The organism is Parasphingorhabdus sp. (assembly GCF_048269915.1).
Lineage (GTDB): Bacteria > Pseudomonadota > Alphaproteobacteria > Sphingomonadales > Sphingomonadaceae > Parasphingorhabdus.
This window is the reverse complement of sequence record NZ_JBLWTY010000002.1, coordinates 75069-93259: the sequence shown is the minus strand read 5'-3', so window position 1 is coordinate 93259 and position 18191 is coordinate 75069. Positions and strand designations below refer to the sequence as shown.

At 58.0% G+C, this 18191-nt stretch carries 15 protein-coding genes; 10 read left to right on the top strand and 5 right to left on the bottom strand.

All coding sequences use genetic code 11. The features are described 5' to 3' along the window. Nucleotides 1-31 precede the first annotated feature (31 nt). Together ACN0WX_RS05425 and ACN0WX_RS05420 are read left to right on the top strand one after the other, a co-directional pair. Nucleotides 32-1210 carry an FAS1-like dehydratase domain-containing protein gene (locus tag ACN0WX_RS05425; RefSeq protein ID WP_417621288.1) on the top strand — a complete coding sequence of 393 codons (1179 nt, stop codon included), beginning with the start codon at nucleotides 32-34 and terminating at the stop codon, nucleotides 1208-1210. 34 nt (nucleotides 1211-1244) lie between these two features. Then, the gene (locus tag ACN0WX_RS05420; protein ID WP_417621287.1) at nucleotides 1245-2096 is read left to right on the top strand and encodes a TauD/TfdA dioxygenase family protein; all 852 of its coding nucleotides are present in this window, start codon (nucleotides 1245-1247) and stop codon (nucleotides 2094-2096) included. A gap of 14 nt (nucleotides 2097-2110) precedes the next feature. Here the strand turns inward: ACN0WX_RS05420 and ACN0WX_RS05415 are convergent, their stop codons facing one another. Beyond that, a complete protein-coding gene (locus ACN0WX_RS05415) occupies nucleotides 2111-3256 on the bottom strand; it encodes a sulfotransferase family protein (protein WP_417621286.1) in 1146 nt (381 codons plus the stop codon). 244 nt (nucleotides 3257-3500) lie between these two features. On the opposite strand from ACN0WX_RS05415, the gene ACN0WX_RS05410 reads away from it, so the two are divergent. Further along, a complete protein-coding gene (locus tag ACN0WX_RS05410; protein ID WP_417621285.1) occupies nucleotides 3501-4031 on the top strand; it encodes a nuclear transport factor 2 family protein in 531 nt (176 codons plus the stop codon). Here the strand turns inward: ACN0WX_RS05410 and ACN0WX_RS05405 are convergent. Continuing rightward, nucleotides 4028-4882 carry an SDR family NAD(P)-dependent oxidoreductase gene (locus ACN0WX_RS05405; RefSeq protein ID WP_417621284.1) on the bottom strand — a complete coding sequence of 285 codons (855 nt, stop codon included), beginning with the start codon at nucleotides 4880-4882 and terminating at the stop codon, nucleotides 4028-4030. The two genes, ACN0WX_RS05410 and ACN0WX_RS05405, sit on opposite strands and share 4 nt — an antisense overlap. A 180-nt stretch (nucleotides 4883-5062) precedes the next feature. Here ACN0WX_RS05405 and ACN0WX_RS05400 point away from each other — a divergent pair, with 180 nt between their 5' ends. The 5 genes from ACN0WX_RS05400 to ACN0WX_RS05380 are packed head-to-tail and all read left to right on the top strand — an operon-like array spanning nucleotide 5063 to nucleotide 13221. After that, a complete protein-coding gene (locus ACN0WX_RS05400) occupies nucleotides 5063-6907 on the top strand; it encodes a flavin-containing monooxygenase (RefSeq protein ID WP_417621283.1) in 1845 nt (614 codons plus the stop codon). A gap of 18 nt (nucleotides 6908-6925) precedes the next feature. Continuing rightward, a complete protein-coding gene (locus tag ACN0WX_RS05395) occupies nucleotides 6926-8335 on the top strand; it encodes an aromatic ring-hydroxylating oxygenase subunit alpha (RefSeq protein WP_417621282.1) in 1410 nt (469 codons plus the stop codon). Further along, nucleotides 8332-10119, top strand: coding sequence for a thiamine pyrophosphate-binding protein (locus ACN0WX_RS05390; protein WP_417621280.1), 1788 nt, complete (start codon nucleotides 8332-8334; stop codon nucleotides 10117-10119). Before ACN0WX_RS05395 ends, ACN0WX_RS05390 begins: the two co-directional genes overlap by 4 nt. 33 nt (nucleotides 10120-10152) lie before the next feature. Beyond that, nucleotides 10153-11562 (top strand): aldehyde dehydrogenase family protein, encoded by a 1410-nt coding sequence (locus ACN0WX_RS05385; RefSeq protein WP_417621279.1) that lies wholly within the window; start codon nucleotides 10153-10155, stop codon nucleotides 11560-11562. A gap of 48 nt (nucleotides 11563-11610) precedes the next feature. Then, nucleotides 11611-13221 (top strand): SMP-30/gluconolactonase/LRE family protein, encoded by a 1611-nt coding sequence (locus ACN0WX_RS05380; protein WP_417621278.1) that lies wholly within the window; start codon nucleotides 11611-11613, stop codon nucleotides 13219-13221. 30 nt (nucleotides 13222-13251) lie between these two features. Here the strand turns inward: ACN0WX_RS05380 and ACN0WX_RS05375 are convergent, their stop codons facing one another. The 3 genes from ACN0WX_RS05375 to ACN0WX_RS05365 are packed head-to-tail and all read right to left on the bottom strand — an operon-like array spanning nucleotide 13252 to nucleotide 15408. Next, nucleotides 13252-14061, bottom strand: coding sequence for an SDR family NAD(P)-dependent oxidoreductase (locus ACN0WX_RS05375; protein WP_417621277.1), 810 nt, complete (start codon nucleotides 14059-14061; stop codon nucleotides 13252-13254). A 40-nt stretch (nucleotides 14062-14101) separates the two neighbouring features. After that, nucleotides 14102-14593, bottom strand: a complete 492-nt coding sequence (locus ACN0WX_RS05370; protein WP_417621276.1) for a nuclear transport factor 2 family protein — start codon at nucleotides 14591-14593, stop codon at nucleotides 14102-14104. Between the two features lie 41 nt (nucleotides 14594-14634). After that, the gene (locus ACN0WX_RS05365) at nucleotides 14635-15408 is read right to left on the bottom strand and encodes an IclR family transcriptional regulator (RefSeq protein WP_417621275.1); all 774 of its coding nucleotides are present in this window, start codon (nucleotides 15406-15408) and stop codon (nucleotides 14635-14637) included. A gap of 61 nt (nucleotides 15409-15469) precedes the next feature. Here ACN0WX_RS05365 and ACN0WX_RS05360 point away from each other — a divergent pair, with 61 nt between their 5' ends. Further along, nucleotides 15470-17026: an acyl-CoA synthetase gene (locus ACN0WX_RS05360; RefSeq protein ID WP_417621274.1), complete on the top strand. Its 1557-nt coding sequence runs from the start codon at nucleotides 15470-15472 to the stop codon at nucleotides 17024-17026. 18 nt (nucleotides 17027-17044) lie between these two features. Further along, complete coding sequence (locus ACN0WX_RS05355) at nucleotides 17045-18187, top strand: FAS1-like dehydratase domain-containing protein (protein ID WP_417621273.1); 1143 nt, start codon at nucleotides 17045-17047, stop codon at nucleotides 18185-18187. Nucleotides 18188-18191: the final 4 nt, after the last annotated feature.

Below are 18191 nucleotides of genomic sequence, written 5' to 3'. Positions count from 1 at the left end.
GCGGCTGAACATAAACAAGGAGACAAAAACGGTGTCAACTCCCAAGCTCGATTGCTCTGATCTCGATAATTATATGGGCAAATCCATGCAGCCCGCCCGGATGGTGGAACCTTTTGCCAATTGCGACATCCGTCGCTGGGTGCAGGCGATGCACTATCCGAACCGGCTTCACTATGACACCAACTATGCCATGCAGAGCCGTCACGGCGAACTGATCGCGCCGCAGAGCTTCCCCGTAACCATGGATGACGGGCATGGCTCCGCCCCGTCCTGCATCGGCAAGATTCCCAATTCCCACATGCTGTTCGGTGGCGACGAATGGTGGTTCTACGGCCCGGTAGTCAAAGGCGGAGACCGGATCTGGAACGAACGCATTCCGTTTGACTATACGATCAAGGAAACGAGCTTCGCCGGCCCAACCTGTTTCCAGCGCGGCGACAATTTTTACTATAACCAGCATGGTGATCTCGTCGCCAAGCAGCGTTCCACCTCCATCCGTTACGGCCAGGAAGCCGGCGAAGCGAGCCAGTCCGGCACGACCGAAGGCCATGAAGAACCGGTCTGGACCGATGACGAACTGGAGCAGCTGGAACACCGCAAGTTCGAGTGGATCAAGATGCTCCACGACCTGGGCCACAGCCCGCGATACTGGGACGATGTCAAAAAAGGCACCGCCCTGCCCGAGCGCGTCTTCGGCATCCATTCGATCGTCAGCTTCACCACCGAATGGCGCAGCTATACGTTCACCCAATGGGGCAGCATGCACCGCCGCACCGATCTCAACATGGCGGAACTCGGTTTTGTCGGTCCAATGGCCGGACCGGAGCAGGATCCGACCGAGGAGGCGATTAATCCGGAAAATACCGACGGCGCCTATATCGGCCCCTCGCGCGGGCATCTCTTCCCCCGCTGGGCACGTTATATCGGCATGCCGCGGGGCTATGGCTATGGCGCGTCCATGGGAGCGTGGATCACCGATTATTTCGCCGGCTGGGCCAGCGAATGGGGCATGGTCCGGCACAGCAAGTGCAATTATCGCAGCCCCGCGCTGACCGGCGATATCACGATCATGACCGGCAATATCCTCGACAAATATGTCGACGAAGACGGTCGCCACATGGTTGCCGTCGATTGCCGCATGCAGAATCAACTGGGCGCGGTGATGGCGACGGCCACGGCCGAGATCGAGCTGTTCAAACGGCCCGAATGAGGTTGCGTCTTATTGGTCGCCGATGGAGAGTGTCATGGTGGACGTCACGTTCGAACCCATAACCCCCTTGATCGGCGGCTATGTGCATGTTGCGCCGGAGAAAATTGTCGCGCCGGGCGTGCCGGAACAAATCCTCGACGGGTTGAACCGATATAATGTCCTGGTCTTTCCCAAGATCAAGCTGAGCGACGCGCTTTTCGTCCAATTATGCAGCGCGTTGGGCGAGCAGCATGATCCGGGGGTGACTGCCGACAATTCGAAAGCGAGTGATAGCGGCGTTTACCGCATCGCGCTCGACAAGGATGACCAGACCCAGCTCGAACTGGTCCAGGGCAATGACTGGTGGCACATGGACGGTACGGTCTATGACATGCCCGGCAAGAGCACGATGCTCAAATGTGAACAACAGCCCAGCTCGGGTGGTGACACCGGGTTTGCGGATCTGTTTGCTGCATGGGAAGCCCTGCCGGAAGACCGTAAAGCGCAGCTCGCCAAACTGAAAGTCGTCCACTGCCTGGCCGCTGTCGGCAAGAAAATCCATGAAACGCCCAGTGATGATGATTTTGCCCGCTGGGATGCAATTTTCCCCGACAAAGTGCACCCGCTGGTCTGGCGCCAGCGCGATGGCCGAACATCCATGATGATCGGTTCGACGGCAGACCGCATTGTCGGCATGCCGCGCGAAGAGGGGGAAGCGCTGCTTTCCGAACTGCTCGAATGGTCAACGCAGCAACGCTTCACCTATCGCCACAAATGGTCAGAGGGTGATCTTGTGATGTTCAATAATCCGGGCCTGCTCCACCGGTCCTACCCCTATGCAGCCAATGCCGGGCGGATAATGCACCGCCTGACTCTCAAAGGCACGGAATCGGTCCTTTCCATCTGATTCGGCGGCCTTGATCAGGCGAACCCATAAAGTTCCCGATAATCCTTATAGCGTTCGCGCACCTCGTCTTCGCTGACACCAAATTCTTCCAGTGTATATTTATGCTTGCCGTGCTTGCCCTTTGGATTTTCCGCGATACAGGCCCGCATTGCGGCTTCCGCTTCCGGCGTGAAGGGTTCGTCGAAATGGTCATATATTTTTCGCATCATCCCGACAGGGTCGCTAACCTGTTCGGCATAGTCGATATCGAAAATCGCATCTTCTCCGTGCCGGGCCCGGTAAGCCCGCTGCCGTTCGATCATAAGATCGAAGGTTTCCATCAGTGCGTCCGCGATCCGGCGGCGATCGACTGCATCGCTGTAGATCGGCCGGACAGCATTCACCAGTGAACAGGCCGAACCGACGACCTGCAGCGGGTCGCGATGCGTCATGACCAGCTGAGCGTCCGGATAGACGGTCGTCAAGGCATCGAGATAGAGCGGGTGCCACGGATTTTTAAGGGTCCAGCGACCCCCATTTTCGGCTTGCATGACCTGGAGCTGCATTTTCTGGAAACGGAAAGCCGGCTCATAGTCCGCTTCGTGCAGGAACCACTTATGATAGGCTGGAACGTCGAGAACGGAATCGAACAGCTGCGAACAGAATGACATGGCCATTGCGAACTGGTCTTCGGAAGGGCTGTCCGCATCCTCGTGATGAATGGCGGAGAGATGCGGCATATATTTTTGCGACATATCGATTCGCTGTTGCTCCGCGAGATAGCGTTCGTCATCCTTATATCCGCCCGGTTTCGACGGTGGCACGGAGTTGAGCGCTTCCCATCGCATATAGTGCCGACGAGCAGGATCGGAGGCCAGCATGTTGATGGTTAGGGTCGTGCCCGTGCGTGGCAATCCGAAAACAAACATCGGTTTTTCAATAGGCTTATCAAGAAGATCAGGGTGTTTTTTAAGGTAATCCACGATCTTCAGGCGATTGACCAGATAGCCGATAATCGAACCCGCAAACCGCTCTCTGCCACCTTCGCTCAATTTCGCTTCACTATCGGCAGAATTCACCAGGCGATCGAGGGCATCGCGAAACGGAAGGTCACCATAGTCATCAAGCCCTGTCTCGGCGCTTGCCCGGTTCAGCAAGTCCTGTGTTGCGATCATACCCATTTATATCTCCTGCGCTCCGTGGAAGCAGAACGACGCCAGTCGTTCCCCTGTATGTTTTGAAGTTTCCGCCATATCACGCTCACCGGAGCAATCTATCCGCCAACTTTGCTTATCGCTCCCGCGAAGCCAGCCCTTTTTCTGCCGGCTCAGTCCCTGCATCCCGGTGGCGATGTTCGGTGCCGGCTATTGCAGCGGCCTATTTCCGGCCTACTAATGGTGTCAAAATCCAGAGGCAGAGAAAATTATGGAACAAGCGCTCGAAGACCTTCTTGATCACGAATATATTCGCCGCTGCATTGCACGGCTCGCACGGGGAGAGGACCGGCGCGATGCCGATCTCATCCGGTCCGCTTTCTGGCCAGATGCTGTCGTAGATTATGGCGTGTTTCAAGGCAGTTTTGACGAATATCTCGCATGGGTTGTCCCGGGCGCAGAGGCAATTACCAACACCCAACATGTTGTCGCGCAAAGTCATATCGCGCTGGATGGCGATGGCGCCAAGGCGGAAACGCAAGTCATTTCCTATCACCGCCTGGACATGGGAGAAGGCGAACGCGACACCGTCATCGGTGGCCGCTATCTCGATATTTTCGCAAAGCGTGACAATGAGTGGCGCATCGCATCGCGCAAGATGCTTTACGACTGGTATCAGGACTGGGGAGACTCGATCGACTGGTCAAAAGGCGTGATGGGCCAGCAGTTTAGCGATTCCCGTTTTTCCGGTCGCGCCCATGGCGACTGGAGCCATGGCTTTTTTGCCGAGATCCGGCCCTAGACCGGATGCCAAATCGGTGCCCCGCGCTCTTCGCGCAGCGTGGGGATGATCCGCCCGTCAATATCGGTCAGGCCATATTCGGCAGCCAGTTCGGGTGCAATGAACGTACCACCGCTTTTCTCCATGATCCGCTCGTCGGCGGCAAGACTGGCGATGACACGTCCGGGGAATTCAACCGAACTGCCTACTGCGCTATTCAGCTGGGACGCCATGCCGGGAACAGATTTGAGATTTTCTGTGGCACGTTCCGTATAAGTGAAACCCTGCCACAGGGAAAGGGAGGCGACGCCGCTGGGCTTTAGCTCAACAGCCATATCCCGCGCCATCCGGTCGAGCGCCGTTTTGCAGGTCCCGAACAGCGCGCTGTAGGTGTAGGTCACCCCGACATAACCGGAAATGCCGACAATCAGTCCGGAGCGCTGGGGGACCATGATCTGGGCCGCGTGCCAGGATGCAACGAAAGCGGCGCGAAGCCCGATATCGAGCATCGACCAGTTGGAAATGGGTTTCTGCCAAAAACCACCTGGCTGGGTGAGTTCGTCGGGAATCATGATGGCGTTGTTGACCAGAATATCGAGGCGCCCTTGCTCCTCGGCAATTCGCGCAAAAAGTCCGGCAATCTCTTCATCGTTGGAATGGTCAACCTGCACCGCAATACCCCGACCGCCACGCATGTCGCATTCCTGCGCCGTTGCGGCGATCGTACCGGGCAGCAAATGCTTGCCCTCGGTAACCGTTCGGCCAGTGACGTAAACCGTTGCGCCCTGTTCGGCCAGCGCGAGTGCGATACCGCGCCCCATTCCGCGGCTTGCTCCTGTTACCAAGGCAATCTTGCCTTCAAGATTGTTCATGCTCATTCCTTTGCAGTGATGCGACCTCTGTCATTCCATCGGTCGCCCGACGGGAATAGCATGCTTTGCATCTCCTTTCGCACCGCTGGGGCGATAAGGCGCCGGGTCGGTGTCATTCCGGGTGGAAACAGCCGACCTCTCGATTATGACAAAGCTGTAACCAGAGTCTCGGGGAAGTGAATGTCCTGTAAAAAAAGTAATGTCCCGCCTGCCGAAGATCTAGATATTCCGGCCTTACGGGAAAGATACAAGGCTGAGCGGGAAAAGCGTCTGTTCCGGGACGGGCAAAAACAATATGTCCGGCCGCAAGGCGGAGCGGTGGCCGATTATTCAATTGACCCCAATATCGAAATGAAACCGCGCGAACCGATCAACGACGAGATTGATGTCGTCGTTCTGGGCGCAGGCTGGGGCGGGGTTCTGGCCTCCTATTATCTGACTCAACAGGGTGTCTCCGATTTTTGCAATATTGATACGGCCGGCGACTTTGGCGGCGTGTGGTACTGGAACCGCTATCCCGGCATTCAGTGTGACAATGAATCCTACTGCTATCTTCCGTTGCTCGAAGAAACCGGTTTCATGCCGTCAAAGAGATTCGCGGATGGCGAAGAAATTCAGGGCTATACGCGGAAGATTGCGGAAAAATACGACTTTGCCGACAAGGCACTCTTCCACACCCAGATCACTTCTCTAACCTGGGATGAAGCCATCCAGCGCTGGCATGTCGGCACCAATCGCGGCGATGATATCAAGGCGCGCTTTGTGGTCATGGCAAACGGCGTCCTGAACATGCCCAAATTGCCCTCGATCGAGGGTATGGAAAAATTCAAGGGCAAGCTGTTCCACACCGCGCGCTGGGATTATGACTATACCGGCGGCAGCTACAGCAATCCGGTACTGGACAAGCTGAAGGACAAGAAGGTCGCGCTTGTCGGAACAGGTGCTACGGCCGTTCAGGCGGTGCCGTTCCTCGCCCAATATTGCGAGCAGCTTTATGTTGTACAACGCACCCCGTCGACCGTGGATGCGCGGCCCAATCCGCCGACAAATGAGGAATGGCTGGCATCGCTGCAGCCCGGATGGCAGACAGAACGGATGGCCAACTTCCATCGCGGTGCGATGGAATCCTATGGACCGGGCGATACCGATCTCGTGTGTGATTTCTGGACCGAAATCAGCCGCAATCTGAAGGAAGAACTGGATGCGGAGGGCTGGCCGGAGCTAAGCATGGAGGAAATGCTCGCCCGGCGGGACGTAATGGACTATCGCGTGATGGAACGGATGCGCCGCCGGGTAGACGAGCTGATCGAAAACCCCGAGCTCGCCGAAAAGCTCAAACCCTATTATAATTTCATGTGCAAAAGGCCGCTTTCCAGCGATGTCTTCTACCCCGCATTCAATCAGGATAATGTCGAGCTGATCGATGTGTCGGAAACACGCGGGCTGCAGCAACTAACAGAAAAAGGCTTCATCGCGAATGGCAAGGAATATGAAGCGGATTGCATCATATTTGCCAGCGGCTTCGAAGTGACCAGCGCGCTGGAGCGGCGGTGGGGCATCGACAAGATCGAGGGGCGCGACGGGCTGTCGCTCTATGATCATTGGCGCGATGGGCCGCAAACTCTCCACGGAACCATGACCCATGGCTTCCCCAACCAGTTTTATATCGGATATATTCAGGGCGGCCTGAACGCCTCGGTCACCGAACAATTCGGCCGCCAGGGCGAGCATATCGCCTATATCATAGCCGAAGGCTTGAAACGCGGCGTAACGGCTCTCGAGCCGAGCCAGGAATCGATGGATGCCTATACTGATCATTTCAAGGCCACCCAGATCGACAATAGCGAGTTCCTGAATATCTGCCCGCCGAGCTATTTCAGCAACGAGGGTGCGAACAGCCATGAATGGGGCCTGTTCCGTCAATGGGGCGCTGGCTGGAACGACTTCATGCAGACGCTGAAGGCATGGCGCGACGAGGGCCATCTGGCAGGTCTTGATATCCGTGGAAAACAGGAAACGGAATGATGCGGGAGGACAAGTTCAATGACCAAATCTAACCCGACCAATCCGCAGAACATTGGCCCCGACGTGATGGATCGGGAAGAGCTGGTGACCTACCCGACCGAGGCGTTCCTGTCGCGGGACTATCTGGAAGAAGAAAAGTCCAAGCTGTGGCCGAAAATCTGGCAGATGGTCGAGCGGGAAACCGACCTGCCCAATCCCGGTGACTGGATGACCTATAATGTCGCCGAAGAGTCGATCATTGTCCTGCGCAAGGATGATGGCTCGCTGAAGGCCTTTCACAATGTCTGCCCGCATCGTGGCCGCCAGCTGGTGAGTGTACCCGACATGCTGCCCGGCAAGGTCCACGATGTGCGCGGCAGCAATCGCAAGAATTTCATCTGCGGCTTCCATGGCTGGACCTACGACACCGACGGCAACAATATCTTCATTCTGGATCCGCAGGACTGGGATAACAAGCTTACCCCCGAGATGACCTGCCTTAGCGAAGTGAAGGTCGATTGCTGGGGCGGCTATATTTACATCAACATGGATCCCGACTGTATCCCGTTGCGCGAATGGATGGGACGGGCCGGCGAGATTCTCGATCATTTCGAACTGTCCAAAATGCGGTACAAGTGGCGGCAATGGGCGATTTACGACTGCAACTGGAAGACCGCGATTGAGGCTTTTCTGGAGCCTTATCATGTCGCCGGAACTCACACGCAGCTGCTCGCCTATGGCAATTATTACGCGCTTTCCAAACAATATGGCCTGCATTCGGTCAGCAGTTATGACACGCGTGACGAGGACCTGAAAATGGCCGAAAGTTCGGGCACGACCCGCGCCGGCAAGGGTCTGGACCCGCGCGTTTCTACCTATGAACTGATCAAGGAAAATTACGAGACGGTCAATTTTTCCGCCTCCACCGAGACGTTGGTCAAGGCGGCGAGCCGGCTGGTTGACGAGCTGCCCGAGGATACCCCGCCAGCGGATGTCATCGCGCACTGGATGGCTTCCGCCAAGAAGGACGATGCGGCGCGCGGCGTGATCTGGCCGGAAATCCCACCGGAAATCATGGCCGAGGCCGGCCTCGCCTGGGGCTTGTGGCCCAATCAGAACATCCTGCACGGGGTAACCTTTGCCTTATGCTATCGCGTGCGGCCCTACGGCGATGATCCGAATAAATGCGTGTTTGAAAGCTACGCACTGGAGCGTTTCCCCGAGGGAGAAGAACCCGAAACCGAATGGGTCTATGCCGATCCCATCGCCGAAAACTGGGGCTCCGTATTGGCCCAGGATTTTGCCAATATGGAATTTGTCCAGAAGGGCATGAAATCCAGCGGGTTCAGAGGCCCCCTGCCCAATCCACATCAAGAACAGAAAGTCATCAACCTGCATCGCAATCTGGCGAATTTCATGGGGCGTGGCGAAGTGAGGAAAATGATATGAGCTATGACGATCCCAAACCGGTAACCGCAACTTCGGAACTGACGGTCAAGGCAGGCGGAACGCCCGTCTACAAGCGGATACTCGATCTGTTTGAAGCGGAAGGCATCAAGACGCTGTTCGGTATTCCCGATCCCAATTTCGTGCATCTTTGCCTGGAAGCGGAATCGCGCGGCTGGACCGTGGTCTCGCCACACCACGAAGCGGCTGCCGGCTTCATGGCCGAGGCGGCCAGCCGGATCACCGGCAAACCGGCTTTGTGCTTCGGTACGCTGGGCCCCGGCCTCGCCAACATGATGCCCGCCATCCAGTGCTGCAAAGTCGAGAATTCACCGGTAATCTTCCTCGGCGGCCAACGCGCGCGGGTGACCGAGCGGCGCGTTCGGCGCGGCCGGATCCAGTTTGTCCAGCAGGAACCGATGATCGAGGATTCGGTCAAATATTCCGGCGCCATCGAATATGCCGACCAGACCGACGAAGTGATCCGCGAAGCCATTCGCATCGCCATGTCGGGAACCCCGGGGCCGACCTATGTGGAATATCCCAGCAATGTCATTCTGGAAGAGCTCGACGTGCCCGAAGTCTTGCCGCCCCATCGCTACCGGCTGACCAATCAGGGGGCCGACGGCGACCGTCTTGCCGAAGCCGCGGAGCTGATCAAGGCTGCGAAAAACCCGATCCTGCTGGTCGGCCATGCGGTGCATACGACCAAATCGGGCGACGCGGTCAGGGAACTGGCGCTGAAGATGAATTGCCCGGTGATCCAGACCTCCGGTGGCACGAGCTATATCAAGGGCCTCGAAGACCGCACGTTCCAATATGTGTTTTCCGATGCGTCGATCGAGGCGGTCGAAGCCTGTGATGTAGTTGTCGCGCTGGGGACCGAGCTGGGCGAGCCGGTGCATTTCGGGCGCTGGCGGCACTGGCACGAGGGCGAAGCCAATCGCAAATGGATTTATGTCCAGCAGGACCCGACCGCAATCGGGGTCAATCGACCGATTGACGTTCCCCTCGTCGGCGATTTGCGCGCGGTGGTGCCACAATTGAGCCGCGCGCTGGGTGACGGGCTCCCTCCCGCAGCCGGCCTCGAAAAATTCATGAAAGATGGTCAGGCCGAACTCGATGAACTGGGTCAGGAAGCCCTGACCAAGAGCGATGGCACCGGCAATAGCCAGGTGCACACGGCGCGCTTCATCGTCGAGGCAACCAAGGCCTTCCCGGAAGGCGGCATCATGATCCGCGACGGAGGTGCCTCTGTGGTGTTCGGCTGGACCTACAACCAGTGCAAGCCGAATGACGTGATCTGGAACCAGAATTACGGCCATATTGGCACCGGCCTGCCTTATGCGACCGGCGCCATGCTGGCCGACATCGCGGAAACCGGCAAGACGCGACCGGGAATGCTGGTAACATCCGACTCCTCCTTCCTGTTCCATATTGCCGAACTGGAAATTGCGGTCCGCCGGAATTTGCCGCTGGTCTGCGTCGTCGCGGTCGATTTCCAATGGGGTCTCGAAGTCGGCGTCTACAAGCGCACTTTCGGTCAGGGCACCGCAGAAACCGGCACCCACTGGAGCGACAAGGTCCGCTTTGACAAGATTGCCGAGGGACTTGGTGCCTATGGCGAATATGTCGAAACAGCCGACGAGATCGGTCCTGCCATCAAACGCGCCTATGCCCGCGGCGGCCCTGCCGTAATCCACGTGCCGATCGATCCGAAGGCCAATTCGGAAGAGATGCCGAAATATGACAAGTTCCGCACATGGTATGCCGAAGGTACGCAATAACGCCGCAGGCATGATCGACGCGAGGGAGAGAATATGCGCGAATATCTGAAATTCTACATTGATGGCCAATGGGTCGACCCCATTGGTTCCGGCACGGTCGATCTGGTCAATCCGGCGACCGAGGAAATTTCCGGCAAAATCGCGCTGGGGTCCGAGGCGGATGTCGACAAGGCAGTCAAGGCGGCGCGCGCCGCCTTTGCCAGCTATTCGCAGACGTCACGCGAAGAGCGGCTCGCGCTGCTGAAAGCCATCAAGTCCGAATATGAAAAGCGTCTCCCCGAACTGGCCGAGGCCATTACCGAGGAAATGGGCGCGCCGGCATCCCTGGCTTCCGGTTTTCACACATTTCTGGGCACCGGGCATCTGGATACCGCGATTGCCGTGCTGGAAAAATTTGTCTTCGAGGAACGGCAAGGCGACACGTTGATCGTCAAGGAGCCTATTGGCGTTTGCGGTCTGATCACGCCGTGGAACTGGCCGATCAACCAGGTGACGGTGAAGGTCTTCCCGGCGCTGGCAGCGGGTTGCACGGTCGTGCTGAAACCGCCACAGCTTGCGGCCTATAGCGCGCAGATTCTTGCCGAAATCCTGGATGCCGCCGGTGTCCCCAAGGGCGTGTTCAACATGGTCCAGGGCAAAGGGTCGGTAATCGGCAGCGCGCTGTCCACGCATCCCGACGTCGACATGATCAGCTTCACCGGATCGGAAAGCGTCGGCGTCCAGATCAGCAAAGATGCGGCAGATACCGTCAAGCGTGTCTGTCTCGAACTGGGCGGGAAAAGCCCCTATATCCTGCTCGACGACGACGGCCTGACCGAACGGGTTGCTGCGGCGACCAGCGGCATGATGGTGAATTCGGGACAGACCTGTAGCGCGGGCTCGCGGCTGATCGTCCCGCAGGCCCGCATGGCAGAAGCCAAGGCCGCAGCAGCGCAAGCGGCGGAAGCGGTCACGGTTGGCAATCCCGCAGGGAATGCCGCGATGGGACCGGTGGTGTCAGAGGACCAGTTCGATACTGTTCAGGCCTATATCAAACAAGGGATCGATGAAGGCGCCGAACTGGTTGCCGGCGGCCCGGGTCTCCCCGAGGGGCTCGACAAGGGCTATTATGTCAAACCAACCGTTTTCGCGACCACCAACGACAAGGTCGTCGCGCGCGAGGAAATATTCGGGCCGGTGCTGGTGATGATCGGATATAATGATCTCGAAGACGCGGTGGCCATCGCCAACGACACCGATTTCGGGCTGGCCGGCTATGTCGATGGCAATGATCAGGACAAATGCCACGAAATCGCGCGCAAGATCCGGGCGGGAGCCATTTACGTGAATGGCGGCTTCGATTTCAACGCGCCCTTCGGTGGTTACAAGCGCAGCGGTAATGGCCGCGAATGGGGTGAACACGGCTTTGCCGAATATCTCGAAACCAAGGCAATTGTCGGCTGAACACTACCGGGAATGGCCCGGGACAGAACCAACAAGGATGCAGTCCCTATGACAGCCAATTCCGGACGATATGAGGGCCCTTCACCGATCGCGACCGACGCGGGATGGACGGTCAAGCGACTGACACCGCCCAGCCGGCTGATGGGTGCCAACGGGCTGCGCACCGGGGCTGATGGCCGGATTTATGTCGCCCAGGTGGCGGGAAGCCAAATCAGCGCGATCGATCCCGACAGCGGTCGGATCGATACCATCAGCGGACGGGACGGACCGGTAATTGCACCGGATGACCTGGCTTTCGACGAAGATGGCAATATCTATATCACCGAGATTACCGAAGGCCGGCTGACGGTCCTCGCTCCCGATGGCAGTCACCATATTCTGAAAGGCGACATGCCAGTGGCCAATCCGGTCACCTATCATCAGGGCCGGCTGATCGCCGGCGAATGCCGTCCGGACGGCCGGGTGATGGAGATCGACCGCAGCAGCGGCGAAGCGCGGATGATCCTGGAAGGCGTGCCGATGCCCAATGCCTTTTCGATCGGCCCCGACGGATTGCTCTATATGCCGATCATGGGCACCAATGAAATCTGGCGGGTTCCGCTCGAGGGCGGCGAACCGGAGGTAGTGGCTGGCGATCTGGGCGTACCGGATTCGGTCAAGTTCGACAGCAAGGGCTATATCATATCCACCCAGGTGGCGAGCGGCCAGGTGCTCCGCATCGATCCGCAAAATGGTTCCGGCACGTTGCTCGCGCAGCTTGGTCCCGGACTCGACAATTGCACATTCGTCGGCGAACGGCTGTTCGTCTCTTCCATTCCCGGCGAAGTCACCGAGATACTCGGCGGCGGCAAGACAAGGCCTTTGGTTGAACGCGGGCTGCAATGGCCCACGGGCCTGGCGATGGGCGCAGATGGCTCGCTGTTTGTTGCCGATGGCGGCTTTACCTATCTGCTCGCCCCGCAAGGCCAGCTCGAATTGCTCGGCTTTCTGTTTACGCCCGGCTTTCCCGGCTGGGTACGGGGCGTGTGTCAGGGAAAAGACGGCAACTGGATCGTGACCACTTCCAACGGCCATGTCGCGCGCTGGCGAACAGCGGATGGCGAAAGCGATTTCCTGTGCGAGGGATTGAACAATCCCTGCGGTATCGCCTGTCGTTCGGATGGAGTGATCCATGTTGCAGAGATCGACGGGGGCCGGTTGCTGGCTGTCGAGAATGGTGAGACCCGGAAACTGGCAACCGGCTTGAGCCGACCGATGGGCGTCGCGCATGATGACGCCGGAGCCTGCCTGGTCGCGGAATCCGCAGCGGGCCGCATCTCGCGGGTGACCGACAGTGGCAGCGAGACCGTCATCGACGGGCTGGGCGAACCGCAGGGTATCGCGGTCCACCAAAAGATTCTCTACATCGCCGATTGCGGTACCAAGGAACTGGTCGCATTCGATCTGGAAAAGGGGCTCCGCACGATATTGGCAACAGATCTGCCGCTGAAGGCTCCGAAAGGCATGATCCCGAACCGGGTCGGCGCGGTCGGCACTTTGTCCGGTCCGATGGATGCGTTTACCGGCCTTGCTTGCGGAGCGGATGGCACAATATATATTTCCGGCGATGCCGAAGGCAGCGTGTTGGCCGTGACGCCGACAATCCAGGCGCAATATTAATCGGCGGACTTGTATACCGGGTTCTGCTGGCTATCCGTCCAGAAGACCGCTGAACCGGCTGGCAATCGTTTCCGTCGCTTGCCGAGGATCCTGGCGGTAGAGCGCATCGACGTCGATCACCATCTTGTCGACCAGCACCCGGTAGGCATTGGATTCAATTCCCTCGATTATCGTCCGGGCCGCATCCTCAGCCGTCGCGACATCCGTCGGGCGCTTGTTCCCGGACGATCCACCGGCCAGTTTGAGACCGGAATTTTTGCTGATATCGGTTGAAACAGCACCGGGCAAAATCAGCGTCACGTGCAGGTGACTACCCATATTCTCGGCATAGAGCGATTCCGTCAGCAACTTCACCGCTGCTTTGGATGCGCCATAAATGGCCTGTCCGGGCAGCGGTGCAATCGAGCTCATGCTGCCGAAATTGACCAGCTGCGCTTCGGGGCGCGCAAGCAAATGCGGCAGGAATGCGCGGGTCATGTACAATGTGCCAAACCAGTTGACGTTGAATACCCGTTCCATCGCCGCTTCATCCAGCTCCGCGAACCGCACGAAGGGCTGGATCATGCCTGCACAATTTATCAGGCAATCCAATTCGCCATATTTGGCAATCAACAGTTCGGGCAGTGCCTTCACGGCGTCGCGGTCGGTTACATCGAGCGCATGCGGAATGAAATTCTCCGCAACGCCGCTGTCGAGCAGCGCCCGTGTTTCCTCCAGTGCCTCGCCCCGGATATCGACACCGATGACCCGGCTACCGCTGCGTACCAGTTGCAAGGCCATCTCCCGGCCAATGCCACTGCCCGCGCCGGTGATCAAAACAAGTTTATTCGATAATTTCATATCCTGCTCCCGCGAGAATCAATTGGATTGCGAAAAAATCCTAGCTGGTGCGGACATAGGTCGTTTCGTCTTCTGACGGGCCATCAGGAAATGCACCATAGTCCGGCGTGTCGACAAAGGCCGCCGACAAGTCGGCTGGTCCGCGATATTTGAACGACCAGTGGCGTTTGGCAAAGCGCCAGCGTCCGTCCTCCAGCACATAGCGGTCATGATAGACACCAAAGGTCATCGCCGATGTACCGTCCGGCATTTTGGCAAATTCGATGATCTGCTGGCGCCCCTGTGCGGTTGATCCCTCGACCTCGAGTATCGGCGTTTGCGCAATCAGCTGAATTTTCTCGCACAGGCCCAGGAGCCGCGTCGCCGCTTCATGGATTGTCTCGCGCCCGGACAATTGCATGCCGGCGATTTTCCAGACACCATTGCTGGCGAAACATTGCGCAAATTCATCGATATCCTGACGGAATACCGCGTCGACAAAGCGGGCGTGCAACTGGCCCACTCCGACCGCTGCCACCGTAAATTCATCCATGTCCATCTCCTCAGTTCCGATCCCGAGCGGTCTATCCGCCTTCAACCCAGCATCGCGGAGAGATTGGCCGCTTCGCGCTTCAGCGCTTTTCCCAGTCGAACCATTCCGGCACCGCGAATGGCGCTTTCCGTTCCGATAGCGACCAATGCGTGGCTTGGCACCGGGGTCGCTGCAAATACCGGTGCAGCGATTACCACGACGCCGGCCATATAATGGCCTTCGTCGACCGCAAAGCCAGCCTCGCGAGTCTGCTCGACCTGTTCCATCCAGACTTCGAAACTGGGAGGATGATCCCAGCGCAACTTCGAAAACCTTCGTTCCAGCTGGGCCGATGAATGATTGCCAAAGGCCGCAATGCAGCGCCCCGTCGCGCTGATCAGGGCGGGAAAGCGGCTGCCCACTCTGGTGCTGAGGCGAAAATTCCCTTCGCCCTCAGATACAGCCAGCGCGACGATATGATCCAGTCCGACGATTTGTACACCCAGGGTGGTCACATCATATTCGGCGGCCAGCGCATCAAGCGGTTCCTGGGCCAGCTGATGAAACTGGTCGCGGTGCAGAAATTGCCGCGCCAGGGTCAATATTCCGGCGTCGAGACTGTAGCGCTTGGTCGCGGGATCAAACGCCACCAGCTCTTCTGCCACCAGCGCCCGCAAGACATAGAGGCAGGTACTGGGAACAAGCCCGAGTCCGCTCGCGATCGCCTGCAGGCTCAAAGGTGCGTTACTTTTCCCCAGCAAGCGCAAAATTGCCGTTGCGCGTGCAATTGCGGGCGCCTTGCTGGCTTTTACATTATCTGCGAGATCATTTTTCATTCGATATATTGAATAGCATTCTATATTTGCAATGCAAGAAAAATCGTGGCATCTGCCCCTCATGTCGAAACTAACCGACCATATCCGATTCGAAGATGCCCAGCGCCTTGCGTCCTCCGCAGCGCTGTGGGAGCTTTTTGACGGGACCCGGGACCGGTTCAACATCGCCCATGAATGTATCATGCGTCATGCCGATGGCTCGGGACGTCCCGCCGTGCGTATTGCCCATGGTGACGGTACGGACGAGCTTCTCAGCTTCGATGTCATTGCGTCCGGTGCCGCCCGGTTCGCCCATTGGCTGGACGCCAATGGCATAGAAAAGGGCGACCGGATCGCCTTCATGCTGGAGCCTTCCCTGCCCTTTTATATCTGCATGTTCGGTGCGATGCTGCAGGGTGCGATCTCGGTGCCATTATTCACTTTGTTCGGGCCGGATGCGCTGCGCCTGCGGATCGGCGACTGCAATCCCAGCCTGCTCATCACCAATGATGAAAAATTCCCGATGGCCAGCGACATTGACGGCCTGCGCGTCATCGTCGGTGACGACGGCCTGCTCGCGGAAATCGAGCAATTTGATGCATCCTACGAGCCGCAGACCTCCGCAGACGACCTGGCCTGCTTCCAATATACCAGCGGCACCACGCGCGAGCTGCCGGAAGCGGTCAAGCATACGCACAAGGCCGTGGCGACGCTGATGTTCGCGGCACTTTACGGCAGCGGAATTCGGCCCGGTGACGAATTTTTTTGCCCGTCCAGTCCAGCCTGGGGGCACGGGCTTTGGCACGGCACTCTCGCTCCCCTGGCCCTTGGCGTCACCACCGGCACGATGGGGCGGGGCAAGTTTGATGCTGTGCGCCTGATGAAAGCGATGCAGGATTTCGGCATTACCAATATGTCGGCCGCCGCCACCCATTACCGGATGATGATGAACAGCGGGCAGTCAAAAGACTATGCTTTCGCGATCCGGAAACTGTCCTACACCGGCGAACCAATCGATGACGCGACTCTGGGATGGATTGACGAGACCTTCCACGTTCCCGCCTGTTCCATGTATGGCACGACCGAAATCGGAGTCGTTCTGGTCAACTATCCGGGCGCGGATGATTTTGCGGTCAAGCCGGGTTCGCTGGGCAAGCCGGTGCCCGGGCTGCGTCTGGAAGTGCAGCGCAGTGACGGGACGCCAACCGATCCTGGCGAAATCGGCGAGCTGATGCTCAAGAAACGCGATGGCTGGCTCTCCACCAAAGATCGCGCCAAAATCGACGAAGACGGCTATTTCTATCATTGCGGACGGGCCGATGATGTCATCATCTCAGCCGGCTGGACGATGAGCGCGGTCGAGATCGAAAACAGCATGCTCAAGCATCCGGACGTCAACGAATGTGCCGTCATCGGCGCGCCCGATGAAAAGCGCGGCCTGATCGTCAAAGCCTTTGTCATCTCTCCGCGCGAAAGCTCGGATGACTTCGTCAAAGAATTGCAGAGCTTCACGCGCGAACGTCTGGCGCAACATGAATTTCCCCGCATCATCGAATTTGTCGATGAACTTCCCAAAACCCCGGCAGGCAAGGTCAACCGCAAAGTCTTGCGCGACCGCGAAGCCGCAGCCGTCCATTAATATGTTAGGAGAAGAATAATGGCTACCCAACCCGAACCGGAACAGCGTTTTCCGAAGATTACCGAAGAAGGGCTTGCCGATCTGCGCAAGCGTATCGGCGTGAAGATCGAGAATACGGTGGAACCGTGGAACCATGAAGCCACGCGCGACGGCATCCGTCACTATGCCCATGGTATCGGCGACGACAACCCCTTGTGGTGCGATCCGGAATATGCGGCAAAAACCAAATATGGCAAGATTGTCGCCCTCCCCAGCTTTCTTTTTTCGACCGACCGTATCGTTTCGGGCTATTGTGGCGGACTGCCCGGCGTACACGCCATGTGGGCCGGTGCCGACTGGACCTGGCACAAGCCGGTGTTCCGCAACGACACGATCACCACGGAAGCCCATCTGAAAGACCTGATCGAGCATCAGACCCGCTTTGCCGGTCGCGCCTACCAGCAAATCTATCATGTGGATTTCTACAACCAGCATGGTGAAATGGTTGCCGAATGCGACAGCTATGTGTTCCGGACCGACCGCGACGAAGCGCGCGAACGCGGCACCAAATATACCGACGTCAAGGGCAAGGTCGAACAGCTTACCGACGAGCAGATGCAGGAATGGTTCGACCTGTACCGCAATGAGGAAATCCGGGGCGCTACGCCGCGCTATTGGGAAGATGTCAGCGAGGACGACGAATTGCCGCGGATGATGAAAGGTCCGATGACGGTCACCGGTTTCATTGGTTATGCGCAAGGCTGGGGCGGGCTCTATATCCGTACCAACAAGCTGCATTTCCAACTGCTTGATGCCCATCCGGGCCTGGGCATTCCGAACAAGTTCGGCGTCCGCGACGTGCCCGAGCGGGTCCACTGGGACGATGATTTCGCCCGCGAAGTCGGTACACCGGGTGCCTATGACTATGGACCGGAGCGCAACAGCTGGCTGACGCACCATGTCACCAACTGGATCGGCGACGATGGCTTTCTGCACAAGCACAAGTGCCAGATCCGGCGACACAATCCCGACGGCGACGTTATCTTCATCAGCGGTAATGTGATCCGCAAATTTGAAGAAAACGGCAAGAAATATGTCGAAATCCAGCAGCGGGCAGAAACCCATCGCGGCGAATTGAGCGCCCTGGGAACCGCAGTCGCAGAGCTCCCCAGCAAGGGCTGACAGC

Excerpts from the sequence above, each read along its gene's own strand:
- ACN0WX_RS05420 (WP_417621287.1), top strand. The coding sequence starts at position 1,245 with ATGGTGGACGTCACGTTCGAACCCATAACCCCCTTGATCGGCGGCTAT.
- ACN0WX_RS05415 (WP_417621286.1), bottom strand. The coding sequence starts at position 3,256 with ATGGGTATGATCGCAACACAGGACTTGCTGAACCGGGCAAGCGCCGAG.
- ACN0WX_RS05410 (WP_417621285.1), top strand. The coding sequence starts at position 3,501 with ATGGAACAAGCGCTCGAAGACCTTCTTGATCACGAATATATTCGCCGC.
- ACN0WX_RS05405 (WP_417621284.1), bottom strand. The coding sequence starts at position 4,882 with ATGAACAATCTTGAAGGCAAGATTGCCTTGGTAACAGGAGCAAGCCGC.
- ACN0WX_RS05400 (WP_417621283.1), top strand. The coding sequence starts at position 5,063 with ATGTCCTGTAAAAAAAGTAATGTCCCGCCTGCCGAAGATCTAGATATT.
- ACN0WX_RS05395 (WP_417621282.1), top strand. The coding sequence starts at position 6,926 with ATGACCAAATCTAACCCGACCAATCCGCAGAACATTGGCCCCGACGTG.
- ACN0WX_RS05390 (WP_417621280.1), top strand. The coding sequence starts at position 8,332 with ATGAGCTATGACGATCCCAAACCGGTAACCGCAACTTCGGAACTGACG.
- ACN0WX_RS05385 (WP_417621279.1), top strand. The coding sequence starts at position 10,153 with ATGCGCGAATATCTGAAATTCTACATTGATGGCCAATGGGTCGACCCC.
- ACN0WX_RS05380 (WP_417621278.1), top strand. The coding sequence starts at position 11,611 with ATGACAGCCAATTCCGGACGATATGAGGGCCCTTCACCGATCGCGACC.
- ACN0WX_RS05375 (WP_417621277.1), bottom strand. The coding sequence starts at position 14,061 with ATGAAATTATCGAATAAACTTGTTTTGATCACCGGCGCGGGCAGTGGC.
- ACN0WX_RS05370 (WP_417621276.1), bottom strand. The coding sequence starts at position 14,593 with ATGGATGAATTTACGGTGGCAGCGGTCGGAGTGGGCCAGTTGCACGCC.
- ACN0WX_RS05365 (WP_417621275.1), bottom strand. The coding sequence starts at position 15,408 with ATGAAAAATGATCTCGCAGATAATGTAAAAGCCAGCAAGGCGCCCGCA.
- ACN0WX_RS05360 (WP_417621274.1), top strand. The coding sequence starts at position 15,470 with ATGTCGAAACTAACCGACCATATCCGATTCGAAGATGCCCAGCGCCTT.
- ACN0WX_RS05355 (WP_417621273.1), top strand. The coding sequence starts at position 17,045 with ATGGCTACCCAACCCGAACCGGAACAGCGTTTTCCGAAGATTACCGAA.